This is a genomic window from Segatella salivae DSM 15606 (assembly GCF_000185845.1).
Taxonomy (GTDB): Bacteria; Bacteroidota; Bacteroidia; order Bacteroidales; family Bacteroidaceae; genus Prevotella; species Prevotella salivae.
Genome location: NZ_GL629647.1, coordinates 2086861 through 2100532 on the forward strand (window position 1 = coordinate 2086861; position 13672 = coordinate 2100532).

Here is a 13672-nt window from a genome sequence, read left to right on the forward strand (position 1 = left end):
AACTCGTACCGAGTTGCACCATGAGCGCATTCATAATGGAATATACATTCATGGAAATAATGGCGCAATGTCTACGGCGTTGCGTGGTTACAACATTCATCATGGCGGATATATCCATTAAAATATTGGCACTTTTTACTATTTATTTGTTCGTATATTGGCATTAATTGTATTACAAAAGGCACGTTTCAACGCCGTAGGTGTTGCGCTTTTTTTTGATTAATCCGCCATGAAAGATTTCATTATAAGCGTGCCTTTATAAAAAAAGCTCAACACCTACGGCGTTGAATCTCCTTGCGGATGCTTACCCGGGGTAGGCTCGTTCCTCGCCAACCCCGGGCTATCAAAAGAACAACTCGTACCGAGTTGCGAGATGAATCAATTGTGAGTGTGACGTTGTTGATAAGTGAAAGTAAAATGATTTGAGGCAAATCAGCGTGTGATTAGAGGCATTTTACACGATGAAATGACGCTAACTATGGGGTGAAATGCGGCAAATGGTGAGGGAGGTTGTATGGGGGAATAACGACGTTTGAATTATCCCTTAAGACAATGACTATTTGTTCGGTTTGTTACTTCTATTTAATTGGATAAAAAAGGCTGTGTTTTTGCATAATATTTCTTACAAAACAAGGGTGTGATTTGAGTTTTGTAATTTAGAAATCGCATGTGATTTTTGGCGCGGATATAGTACTATTGACTTGTTTTTAATAAGGCCTTTAAATATTATAAGGTAGGATAGGGGACAGGTTTTCGTTCATTATGAGGGTTAGTTGGATAGGCGTGAGAAGATGAAAACGTTAATAAATGTTATTGTTTAGTATGCTATTCCGTTGTTTGCGTATATATTTCAGTAGTTAACTGATTATGGGAAAACGTATCGAAGATTTATATCAACAATACCTTTTGGGTCAACTGTCTCGTGAAGACTTGGCGGAATTGCAGCGCGAAGTGCCTCAACTGACAGATGATTCGCTATGGGATTTGATGTGCGATAACTTTTCTTTGTCTTCAGAATCAGCTGAAATGAGTGGTGAAACCCAACAAAGAATATTGCAGAATCTTCAACATGGCATTCATAAACAACAGCATCCACGGCGCATTTACAAGTTTTTGCGTTATGCTTCGATAGTCGTTGTGGTGTTATCGCTGTTGGGTGGCGCTTATTTTGGACTTCAATCGTCCCAACCTTCGGCTCCCGTTTACACCTATGTCAGTGTGAAAGCCGGCAGCAAAAGTGTGATAATGCTTCCAGATGGCAGTCGTGTGAGCCTCAATGGCAATAGCCGTTTGCGCTATAATATCATGCCGGGAGAGCATCGTGAGGTGGTGTTGATGAAAGGAGAAGCCTATTTTGATGTAGCCAAAGACGCTAATTGTCCATTTCGAGTGCATGTGAACGATATGCAGATTGAAGTGCTTGGCACGAAATTTAATGTGCGTTGTCAGCGTGGAGAGGTTGAAACGGCTTTGTTCTCTGGTGCTGTTCGCCTTACAGCTAAGGGGCTTTCAGAGTCTTATCGGCTTTTCCCCGGTCGTAAATCTATTTATCAACCTTCGGCGCGTAGCATGCAAATATGTGACAACGATACCGATATCGATGGACGATGGAAAGATGGTTATCTTGCCTTCGATAGTGAACCATTGCGTGAAGTACTTCGGAAAATTGAAGATTGGTATGGTGTTCATATCATGCTTAACAACAAGCGAATAGGCGATGACCTACTAACCGGAGCCTTCTACCATGAGACTTTAGAAAGTGTTCTCAGTTCATTGAGCATGCAATATAAATTCAAGTATACAATCAATCATGACCAAATAGAAATTAGATAAACTCCAATAACTAAAATCTATATATCAAATGACAGACAATCTTAACAGTAGAAGGAGACGCCTTCTGCGCTTATTGTTGGTGATAGTGCTATCACTTTGTCCGACAATCTTAATGGCGCAGCGTGGCAAAGTGAGCCTGAATCTTCGCAATGAAGAGGTTAGTCAGTTTATTCGCCAAGTGGAGAAGCAGACAGACTACACGTTTGTTTATCGCAACAATGTACTTCAATCGAAGTCTAAAGTCACTTGTGTGTGTAAGGATTGGCCCTTAGAGAAGGCACTGAATCAAGTGTTTTCATCTCTTGGAGTTCAGTATTCTTTCAACAATAACACTATCGTTTTGGTGAAAGGAAAGACTGAAAATGCAGAACAACAGACTGTAAAAGCTGCCGGAAAGACAGCTTCGGCACCAGTAAAAGGTAAGGTTTCGGGTCTTGTTCGCGATGCAAATGGAGAACCAATCATAGGGGCCAGCGTCTTTGTTAAAGGCACAAAAGTCGGTACGGTGACGAATGCTGACGGCGAATTTGCGTTAGATGTTCCCGAAAACGGAACGTTGACAGTATCTTATATCGGTTTCGCTACGCGCGATGTTGCCGTGAAGAATCACACGAACCTCAAGATTACACTCGATGAAGACGCTGCAAAAGACCTCAATGAAGTGGTCGTTGTGGGCTATGGTACACAGAAAAAAGCTTCTGTAACAGGTTCAATTGCATCGGTAACCACCAAGGATCTCGTGCAAACTCCTCAGGCAAACATCAGTAATATGCTTGTTGGTAAGATGCCGGGACTTATTGCTATGCAGCGAAGTGGTGCTCCGGGAGAAGACAATTCAACGTTGTTGATTCGCGGTGTGAGCACATTTTCTGATAACACGGCACCCTTAGTGATGATTGATGGCGTAGAAAGACCGAACTATAATGGCCTTGATCCTAATGAAATTGAATCGGTAAGTATTCTTAAAGACGCTTCGGCTACGGCCATTTATGGTGTGCGTGGTGCGAATGGTGTTATCTTAATTACAACCCGTAAAGGTCAAAAGGGCAAGCCACGCATGAGCTATTCGGGTAATATTGCTATCCAAAAGCCTACTGCTTTGCCTCATTACTTGAACAGTGCACAGTATTGTGAGCTCTACAATGAGGCTTTGAAAAACGATGCATACGTATCGGGTGGTGCCTACACTCCACGCTTTTCAGCTGAAGATATAGAGCTTTATCGCAATGGAACTGACCCTATTTTCCACCCAAACATGAACTGGACAGGAGATTTCCTACGTAAAACCACAACACGAACCCAACACAACTTCAATATATCTGGAGGCTCTGATCGTGTTCAGTTCTTTGTTTCTGCGGGCTTTTATGCCCAGGAAGGTATGTACAATCATACCAAGATAGACAATCAGCACGATGTAAATGCGTATGACAGACGCTATAACTTCCGTTCAAACTTAGACTTTAAGATTACTCAAGACTTTAAGGCTTCAGTGCAATTGGCTACACAAATTGAGAATGTTCGTACGCCAGGATCAGGTAATAGTACAATATGGAGGGAGATATCTTGGTCAAATCCGCTGAGCTCTCCAGGCCTTATAGATGGTAAAGTGGTTCGTTTGAAGGATGCATTAGGTGAACAAAACCCTTGGATGTTACTGCGAGGGAATGGTTATGACAATGATAGTAAGAACAATGTCAATACAACCTTCCGCCTTGATTATGACCTTTCGCGTGCACTTTTGAAAGGACTTTCGGCACATGCAAGCATTTCTTACGACAGTTATTACTACAGTAGAAAGAGTTTCCGCAAGAGTATTCAGTACTATCTTGCACAGCGTGACCCAGCAAATGCAGACAATATACTCTATATTCCGAAAGAAGAGGAGACGATTTGGTTTGCAAATCCTGGCTATGGAAAGAACAGAAAGGTGTATATGGAGGCTGGATTGAATTATCAACACAACTTCGGTAAGCACCACACTACAGCACTTTTGCTTTATAACCAGAGTAAATATTACTCCCCATCACTGAAGTTTCTTGTGCCCAACGCATATCAAGGCATCGTGGGAAGAATAACATATGACTATGCATCTCGTTATCTTGCAGAGTTTAATATGGGTTATAATGGAACAGAAAACTTTGCTTCTGGTCGTCGCTTTGGCTTCTTCCCAGCGGTCTCAGCAGGTTGGGTTGTCAGTGAAGAACCCTTCTTTCCAAAGAACGATTACCTTGTATTCATGAAGTTAAGAGCAACCTATGGTGAGGTCGGTAATGACAAAATAGGTGGTGATCGCTTCCTTTATTTGCCTTCATCTTATGTGGAAGCACCAAACAAAGACTTTTATAAATATAACTTCGGAACAGCTGCTTCACCTAATAACTCGCGTATGGTTATAGAGAATAAGATAGGTAATCCTGGGCTGACTTGGGAGAAAGCGCGTAAGTTTAACTTTGGCGTTGACATGAATCTTCTGAATAATCATCTGACAATGACTTTTGATATCTTCAAAGAAAGCCGTAATAACATCCTTGCAAACCGCAACACTCAACCGATGACAATCGGTGCAAACTTGCCGGCATATAATATGGGTAAGATGGAGAATAAAGGCTGGGAACTTGAAGTGAACTATCGAAATCAATTGCGAGATCTTAGATATTGGCTGAGGTTTAATTACTCTTTTGCTCGCAATAAAGTGCTATTCAGAGACGAAGTGCCTAAGAAGTATGCCTATCAGATGGAGACTGGACGACGTGTTAACCAGTTCTATGGTTTGCTCTTTGATGGCTATTACAACTCATGGGAAGAGATTAATGCTTTAGATCGGCCTGTAAGTGCGTGGAGTGGAAATAAACTTCAGCCCGGAGATGTAAGGTATGTGGACGTGAATAAAGACGGAAAGATTGATGACTACGACCGAGTGCCAGTAGGATATTCGCCTACTCCTGAAATCGTTTATGGTTTTTCATTGGGCTTTAACTGGCGAGGCTTCGACGTATCAGCCTTGTTCCAGGGTGCAGGTAATGTCTCTATCAAATACTTTGGACGTTCATTGTGGCCCTTCTTCAATGGACATGAAAGTGCAAAAACACTCATTTTGGAGCGTTGGACACAAGAACGTTACGAGAAAGGAGAGCCAATCAATTTCCCAAGATTATCTTTGAGTCCAAATAAAGACACCGATAATAACTATAAAGATTCAAACCTTTGGATTAGGAATGCAAACTATTTGCGTCTGAAGAACATAGAACTTGGTTATACTTTTATGGGAAAACCAGTGAAAGCTTTAGGCGTAGAGAGCATTCGTTTGTATGTAAGTGGCTCGAATTTAATTACGTGGTCTAAGGTTATTGACCTTGATCCTGAGGCTCCTTCTCGTTCGGGTAATGTGGAGATTAATACCTACCCATTGCAGAAAATATATAATATTGGAATCAATGTAAACTTTTAATGCATTATGAAAACATATAAATTATTGACTATATTCATTTGTTCGCTTAGTCTTTTTTCATGTGCAGACTATCTTGAAGCACCTCCTTCAGTTGATTTAAACGAAGATAAAGTGTTCTCAGACAGGGCACTTGCTGAGCGATATCTAACGGGAATATATGCAGAAGGAATGCCTTTGGGCTTCTGTATGAGTAGTGATAATACCGATAGAAGACTTTGTTCGTCCTCAACTTTAGGCTCTGCATGTGATGAAGCAGAGGATGTTGCTGACTGGGCAAAGGGAAATTCGGCATGGAATGTAGACAATCATAACAACAATAGTGCCTCATGGGATGAGGATTGTAGGCACTATCTGCGATGGGAAACCCTGAGAAAGTGTAATATTCTCCTTGAAAGAATAAAGGAAGTACCTTATGATGCCGGTGATCCTGAATTCAATAAACGAGCTGAAGGAGAGGCATACTTCATGCGAGCAATGCTATTATGGGAAGGAGTTTATCGTTATGGAGGACTCCCAATCATTCACTTTAAGGTTGCTTCTGACGACTTTTCAACTTATCCCCGCAATACTTTCTCAGACTGTATTGACTCAATTCTCGTGGACATTGATAGGGCAACACGCCTACTTCCTGACTATTATTCGGACGCAAGTAAGGTTGGAAGAGCAACAAGAGTGGCAGCTTTGGCTTTGAAATCTCGTGTACTTCTTTATGCAGCGAGTCCACTTTTCAACAATGATACACCTTATCTTCCTTTCCCAGGACATGAGAATCTCATTGGATATGGTGACTATAAGAAAGATCGTTGGAAGCGAGCTGCTGATGCAGCAAAGGCTGCTTTGGACGCCGCTTTAGGCTCGGGACATTATGATCTCTATACGGATGGAACACCAGAAACTAATTATGAGCATGTGTGGAGTGTTCCAGATAACAAAGAAATCATTCTTTCGAATAAAAAATATAAGAACTTTAAGGTGAGTGGTAGACCTATTGTAGCCGACCTTCCCGTATGGGCGATGAACAAAGCTTGGGGAGATGGTGGGCTTTATGCTACCTTTAATTTCGTTAAGTTCTATGAGAAGAAGGATGGAACTCCTGCTGATTGGTCTGCAACAGGGGGCGATAATCTTCTTGATATCTATAAAACCCTCGACCCACGCTTTGACCAAACCGTTGCTTATCATGGCGCTTCATGGAATCAAGAGGTTCCTTTCATCGACTTCTTACCTAATGGTGCCCAAAGCTCTGCTACGGATAAGACTCGTCATCTCGTAAGAAAGTGGGTGCCAAGAACGTTGAAAATAACTCCTCCGCTTAACACAACAGATGAAGAGTGGATTGTGTTTAGGGTGGCAGAGCTATACCTTAACTATGCAGAGGCACTCAATGAGTATTACGATAACCCTCCACAAGAAGCATTTGATGCCGTTGCTAAGGTACGTAATCGGTCTGGAATGCCGGGCTTCCCTGCAACACTTTCAAAGGAGGAGTTCCGCAAAAAGCTGCGCAATGAACGTGCTGTGGAGTTGGCTTTTGAGGACCATCGTTTCTGGGATATACGCAGATGGATGATTGCCGAGGATGAAGGTGTCATGCGAGGAAAGATGTATGGGTTGAAGATCTCATCTATTGGAGGTAGTAAAACCCATGTACACTACGAGCCGTATGTATTTGAAAACCGCTCATGGAGCAGGCGTTCATACCTCCATGGCATTATGCAGAACGAGGTCGATAAAGGCTATCTGATTCAGAATCCCGGTTGGTAAATGAAACAAAACCTTAACTTTAACATTTAGAAAAATGACATATCATAAAATGATAATAGGCTCAATGCTGTCTCTTGTGACGTTTACCGGCAATGCAAAGACAGACACTACGAGCGTTACAATAGCTTATGGCAAGCAACCATTATGGGAGAGTTCCGCTGCGCTTTCAACGGTTAAAGGAGATGAGTTGACAAAGATTACATCGCCTTCTGTTGGAAACAGTCTCAAAGGTTTATTGCCAGGATTGACCATTATGCAGCAAAGTGGAGAGCCAGGTTATGACTTTTACATGCAAAATATGTACTCTCGAGGAATCAGTTCCTTTGTAGGTAGCCAAAAGATGCTTGTCTTTATTGATGGTTTTGAAGCTCCCTTAGATAATCTTTCGGCTGAAGAGATTGCATCGGTAACCTTATTAAAGGATGCATCTGCCTTGGCTTTGTATGGTGCACGCGGTGCGAATGGTGTCTTGTTAGTTACTACCAAGCGTGGTGTTCCATCGACTTCGAAGATCTCTTTCAGGGTACAGACGGGCTTACAAATGCCTACTGTGATGAACACTCCTTTGGGTTCATACGATTATGCACGTCTTTACAACCAGGCTTTAGCCAATGATGGACTTGCTCCTCGATACGATGAAGCCACATTGAATGCCTATCGTGACAATAGCGGTAATCCTTACTTGTATCCAAATATTAATTGGAAGAATGAGCTTTTCAAAAAGACTGCTCCGCTGACTTTAGCCGAAATGACTTTCCATGGCGGTAATAACACCATCTGTTATTACGTGATGGCCGGACTCTTACAGAACGAAGGACTCTATAAAGGAACGGACAGCAAGCGTAAAGAGAACTCAAATGCTTATTATAGTCGATACAATTTCCGCGCTAATCTCGATATCAATGTGACAAAAGCTCTGTCTACTTCTTTGTATACGAGTGTGAGTATAGGTGAACAATCCACACCAGGCGGAGGCTTTAGTGCCGATAAACTCGTTAACTCTATGTGGACTACGCCGCCTAATGCCTTTCCAATCTATAACCCAGATGGTAGCTTTGGTGGAACAAACATATATACAAACCCTGTTGGAAATCTGCTTAATCGTGGACTATATAAGGAGAACTCACGTGCTCTTCAGGTTATTTTCAATCTCAAATATGATTTTAATCATTTTGTAAAAGGATTGAGTGCAAAGGTTGGAGTGGGTTATAATAATTATGTAGCAGAGACATCTTCCAAGACTCGCGATTACGTTCGAGCTGCTCTTACGCAATCAGGTGTCGACGCAAATAATAATCCTATCTATGCTTATACACCTTATGGAGCCAATGCTCCACTACAAGCTTCAGAAGGATTCAGAACAGATTTCATCCGCACAAACTTCAAAGCGCAGGTTGATTACAATCATCAGTTCGGACAACATGGCGTTGATGCCACTGCTTTCTGTATAACAGATATATATAAGGTGTATGGAGTACGTTACGATTCAAGGTATCTTAACTTTGCTGGTCGTGCTACTTATAACTTCAAGAAAACCTATATTGCAGAGTTTGCTGCCTCTTATATGGGGACAGATAACTTCCCTCCATCTCATCGTTTCGGCTTTTTCCCTGCTGGATCTGTAGCTTGGGTGGCAAGCAATGAGCCTTTTATGCAACCCATTTCATGGCTTGATCATTTGAAGTTCAGAGCTTCTTATGGAAAGGTTGGTAATGATCAAACTGCTGCACGCTATATCTTCGACACCTTATATGATTATAGTGGCAGTTATCTCTTTGGCGTAAATGCTAATTCTTCAAGTGGCTTCGCCGCAGTTTCTTTGGCTAATAATAAAGTAAGGTGGGAAGAAAAGAAGATTTTTAATGTAGGTTTCGATGCATCGTTGTTTAAGAATCTTACAGTAAACTTCGACTATTTCCGCGAAGTTCAATCAGGAATCCTCACTCAAGCCAATGCAAATGTCTTAGGTTTCATAGGTGCTTCTTATGGTAATATCCTTCCTTTGATGAATGTAGGAAAGGTGAACAATCATGGCTTTGAACTAAAAATGCGTTATGAAGGCAAGGTAAGAAATCAGTTCTCTTACTTCGTTGAAGGCAGTACTTGGTATGCAAAGAGCTGTGTGAAAGAGGCTGGTGAGGATGTGAAGTCTTATCCTTATCTCTATCAGAAAGGTCATCCGGTGTGGCAACCCATTATGTTAGTTGCTGAGAGACTTTATCAACCATCTGATTTTGACGCTTCAGGCAAGCTCAATAGTGACCTCCCTGTGCCACAATTTGGTCGTGTTGCACCTGGTGATATCAAATATGTTGATCAAAATCATGATAATGTTATTGATGCAAACGACTCCTATCCAGTCGGTCACACATCTATTCCTGAGTGGAATTATGCATTGAATCTCGGCTGCAAATGGAAAGGATTTGATTTCAGTATGCTTTTCCAGGGCGTAGCAAATCGTGATCTTTATCTCAGTGGTGCAAGCATTTATTCATTCAAAAACAATGGAACCGCTTCGACATTGGCTTTAGATAGTTGGACAAGCGATAATCCTTCAGCTACCTATCCACGTCTGTCAACGGTTAATTTCGATAACAACTATCGCTCATCTACGTTCTGGAAGCGCAATGGTAGCTTCTTCAGACTACGTAATGTGATGTTAGGCTACACGTTGCCCCAGTCTGTCAGCAGAGTGTTTAGGCTAAGCAGTATCTATGTTTACGCCAATGCTACCAATGTGTTCACACTCGATCATTTCGGAAAATTAGGCGATGCAGAGATGGGTTCACTAACCAACTACCCCCTCACAAAGTCATATAACATTGGCTTGAAGGTTGAATTCTGATTTAATAATCCATAAATCTAAGGAAAATGAAAATGTTCTCATTTAATAATATCTGTAAGATTCTGCCGTTAAGTGCAGGACTACTCCTTGTGGGGTGTAGCGATTTTCTCGATCGCGAGTCTGATTCTTACATCAATAAACAGACCACTTTCTCTTCGTATGAGCGCACTGCACAATATCTTACAGGCGTTTACAGCCTGTTGCCCGAAGGACTTAACCGCTTCGGAAGCAATGCAATGTTGGGTGATGCGACTGATGATGCAGAGTTTGTGATTGAATCTTCCAACATACAAAAGTTCAATTTAGGAGCTTGGAACGCTATAGATAACCCCGATGATCAATGGAATCGTTTCTATGCCGGCATTCGAAAGGCTTGTGAATTCATTGAGAGTGCCGACCAAGTGAACTTGGATTCTTATCGTTTAGACCCTCAAAGTCAAATCGAATACAATAATCGTTTGAAGGATATTCGTATCTGGAAGGCTGAGGCTCGCTTCCTTCGGGCTTATTACCACTTTGAGTTGTTGAAGCGTTATGGCCCAATACCTGTTGTCACTTCAACGCTTGATCTCAATGGGGACTATAAAAACACGCCACGACCAACGATGAAAGACGTTGTCGACTTTATCACAAAGGAATGTGACGAGGCTGCAAACGATTTGGAATTAACGCCTTGGCGTAATGTGAACGATGCCTTAGGACATGCCACAAAAGGGGCAGCTTTGGCACTGAAGAGCCGCACTTTACTCTATGCAGCAAGCCCTCTTTATGTTGCGTTTGGCGACATAAATGAGGCTAATAAGCCTTCAGATGCAGCGTTATGGAAGGCAGCTGCCGACGCAGCGAAAGCCGTAATAGACCTTAATCAGTATCAGTTGGCTGATAATTATAGCGATCTTTTTAAGAACGATTTCAAAAATAAAGAGTATATTTTTGTACGTCGTTACACCGCAAACACTAACTTAGAGCGAAGCAATTTCCCTGTAAGCTTTGGTGGAGAAGGTGGCACTTGTCCTTCTCAAAACTTAGTCGATGACTATGAAATGCTTGATGGTACGCCCTTCGATTGGAACAGACCAGCTCGTGCTGCACAGCCTTTTGTGAACCGAGATAAGCGATTAGAAGCGACCATCTTGATGAATATGGCTTCGTTTAAGAATAAAAAGGTCGAGACTTTCCCTGGTGGTGCCGACGCAAGTCCAGTCCCCAATGCCACTAAAACGGGTTACTATCTGCGCAAGTTCCTAAATGAAGACGTGAACATTCAAACCGGAGGAAGCAGCAGTGGCCATGTTGTTCCGTTGTTCCGCTTGGCAGAAATCTATCTGAACTATGCCGAAGCGCTCAATGAATACGACCCAACAAATCCCGATATTGCAGTATATCTCAATAAGATTCGCAATCGTGCATCGCTTCCTAATGTGCCTTCTGGGCTCTCACAAGAGCAGATGCGCAAGGTGATTCAACACGAACGCCGCATTGAATTGGCTTTCGAGGAGCATCGTTTCTGGGATGTTCGCCGTTGGAAGATAGCCTCTTCTACGCTCGGTGCGCCAGTGAAAGGCATCCAAATTGCCCGTAAACCCACAGGCGGATTCACCTATCAACCCGTAGAAGTGGAGCAAAGAGTGTTTCAACCCAAGATGTATTGGTATCCAATACCACAGTCAGAACTACTCAAACTGACGAAATGGGAACAGAATAATGGTTGGAATTAAAATCAAACTGTCATGATAAAATTAAGGAATCTCATAGCAATGCTGTGCATCTTTGGTGCAACAGCCTGCACAGAAAACAACATATCATTCGACGAAGTGGTGAATGTGCCCGAGGGAATCTATCTCTCTGGCTCTTCATCCGAGTTCTCTGTGCCTATCGAAAAGGGTCGATTGACGACCTTAACGAGTGACAATATGCTGAGCATTCGTGCTTGGTTGAAGAAAGACGGCCGCTTCACCATCTCCTTTGTTGGTGAAGATGGTCAGCCTGTTGCCTATGGAAAGGGAGATGAAATCACGCTCAATGACTCCGAAGCTAAGGCTTTTCAGCTTAAAGAGAAGGGCGAAGGATTCAGTGTTCCAGCTGAAGGCCTCTATCAACTCGTGCTCAATGTAGCGCAGAAAGAATTGACCATTCTCCCCATTTCGTTCACTATGCAGGGCGATGAGGCGCTAACTGCCGACGGAAATAAGGCGGTTGCCCTCAGCAAAGTGACCTATGACAAGGTTACTCACATTGTAACTTGGAGCGTAGCTGACTCAACACAGCAGTTGTTCCCAGGCAAATATGTCTTCAAATTGAATGATGGCACAGCCTTGAAACTGCGTGATAGCGAGACCGAAAACTGCACTATCTCTAAGGTTTTCACAGGAACGGGCTCAATTCCACGCACCAATCAGCTTTCAGAACAATTCCAACCGCTCACCGATGCGTCTGATGTGAAGATGTTATTCCCATTGAAAGGTCAGTTCAATGTACAGGTTCAATATAGTGTTTTGACAGGAAAATACACCGCGCGCATGGGCGGAAAGGGCGTCGAAGTGACTGGACTTGCCAACGAACTCTATATGGGTGGTTCGAATTTTGGAGCCTGGAATACGAATAAAGTTGTGAAGATGGCGCCCGTAGGTGCCGTTGGTAATGGCGAATTCTGGTATCTCAGCTATCTTCATGCAGGGCAAACCATTGAGTGGTCTACATCAAAAGATGGGGCAAACGCATTCTCATCATTGAAGACAATGCAAGGCGTTACTGTGGATGGCAATGGAAAAGCCACTGTAAAAACATCGGGTTCATATCTCATTTACGTGAACTTAGACCGCAAATCGATTTCATTTGAGACACCAAAACTCTATGCAACAGGTGCTGCAATGGGTGAAACCGATAAACCATTTGTTGCGAATGGCAGCCGTGTTACCGTTGAAACAACAGCAACAGGAAACCTTAATCTCTTTGCAGGTTCAGAGCAAAATGCACGCGATTGGACTTCAATGAGACTCACTGTTCAGGATGGTAAGCTTGTCTTCCCTGGCACTTCACAAGACAATATCAAACCGCTGGTTGTGTCAAAAGGCACACCTGTGTCGCTCAATCTTGCGAATAATACCGTTGATTACGGCGGGTCTACTCCCGATAACCTTATGCCTGAGAGCGTAACGGCACTCTATATGACGGGTAAAGACTTTGGAAACTGGGACTGGGAATCACCCAAAGTAGTGTCTTTTGAGAATGGATATGCGGGCGATTCTCGCTGGTTCTATATTGCTTATCTACGCCAAGGAGAGAAGTTAGAGTTCTCAACAGTCAAGGCTTTTGGCCGTGGTAACTTCGCAAAACTGCAGAAATATCAAGGTTATACGGTTGAAAACGACCGAGCAGTTGTACCTTCTGACGGCATCTATCTTATCTATGTAGGCCTTGACACGCATGAGGTTGACATTCAACCGCTGTCACTTGGTGGCTATTGTGGTAGCGCAAGAGTAGACTTTACGACTGATCCGGGCGGAAAAACCATGAGTGCTACGATACCAGTGGACGGCAGAATGCGTATCTATCCGAATATACCTGCCTTCAATAGTGTACCGAAGTTTGGTGAGTGGAAACGCGAAGTATATGTTGATCCTACTTCAAAAGACTTCCTTTATCGTAAGAAAGGCAGTCCCGAACCTAACAAAGATTATTCTTGGAAGGCTGGAACGAAGATCACAATCAACTTTGTTACCAACAAGGCTACTATCGTAGAACCATAAAAGGACAATCAAAGGGTTTTGTAATCTCTATGA

6 protein-coding genes are annotated in these 13672 nt (G+C 42.8%); all 6 read left to right on the forward strand.

Features of this window, described 5'->3' with window-relative positions:
• Positions 1-867 precede the first annotated feature (867 nt).
• Genes HMPREF9420_RS08360 through HMPREF9420_RS08385 form a run of 6 tightly spaced genes read left to right on the forward strand, consistent with a single transcriptional unit; the run spans position 868 to position 13639 of the window.
• Complete coding sequence (locus HMPREF9420_RS08360) at positions 868-1833, forward strand: FecR family protein (protein WP_007135167.1); 966 nt, start codon at positions 868-870, stop codon at positions 1831-1833.
• Between the two features lie 28 nt (positions 1834-1861).
• Positions 1862-5281 carry a TonB-dependent receptor gene (locus HMPREF9420_RS08365; protein WP_044078865.1) on the forward strand — a complete coding sequence of 1140 codons (3420 nt, stop codon included), beginning with the start codon at positions 1862-1864 and terminating at the stop codon, positions 5279-5281.
• A gap of 6 nt (positions 5282-5287) precedes the next feature.
• Positions 5288-7045, forward strand: a complete 1758-nt coding sequence (locus HMPREF9420_RS08370) for a RagB/SusD family nutrient uptake outer membrane protein (protein WP_007135169.1) — start codon at positions 5288-5290, stop codon at positions 7043-7045.
• A gap of 34 nt (positions 7046-7079) precedes the next feature.
• Positions 7080-9890: a SusC/RagA family TonB-linked outer membrane protein gene (locus HMPREF9420_RS08375; protein ID WP_007135170.1), complete on the forward strand. Its 2811-nt coding sequence runs from the start codon at positions 7080-7082 to the stop codon at positions 9888-9890.
• A 26-nt stretch (positions 9891-9916) separates the two neighbouring features.
• Positions 9917-11608 (forward strand): RagB/SusD family nutrient uptake outer membrane protein, encoded by a 1692-nt coding sequence (locus HMPREF9420_RS08380; RefSeq protein WP_007135171.1) that lies wholly within the window; start codon positions 9917-9919, stop codon positions 11606-11608.
• A 12-nt stretch (positions 11609-11620) separates the two neighbouring features.
• Entirely contained in the window at positions 11621-13639 is a 2019-nt protein-coding gene (locus HMPREF9420_RS08385) for a SusF/SusE family outer membrane protein (RefSeq protein ID WP_007135172.1), read from the forward strand.
• Positions 13640-13672 lie beyond the last annotated feature (33 nt).

What these genes read in the sequence shown, in the direction of transcription:
- HMPREF9420_RS08365 (WP_044078865.1), top strand. Translation starts at nt 1,862, where the DNA reads ATGACAGACAATCTTAACAGTAGAAGGAGACGCCTTCTGCGCTTATTG.
- HMPREF9420_RS08380 (WP_007135171.1), top strand. Translation starts at nt 9,917, where the DNA reads ATGAAAATGTTCTCATTTAATAATATCTGTAAGATTCTGCCGTTAAGT.
- HMPREF9420_RS08370 (WP_007135169.1), top strand. Translation starts at nt 5,288, where the DNA reads ATGAAAACATATAAATTATTGACTATATTCATTTGTTCGCTTAGTCTT.
- HMPREF9420_RS08375 (WP_007135170.1), top strand. Translation starts at nt 7,080, where the DNA reads ATGACATATCATAAAATGATAATAGGCTCAATGCTGTCTCTTGTGACG.
- HMPREF9420_RS08385 (WP_007135172.1), top strand. Translation starts at nt 11,621, where the DNA reads ATGATAAAATTAAGGAATCTCATAGCAATGCTGTGCATCTTTGGTGCA.
- HMPREF9420_RS08360 (WP_007135167.1), top strand. Translation starts at nt 868, where the DNA reads ATGGGAAAACGTATCGAAGATTTATATCAACAATACCTTTTGGGTCAA.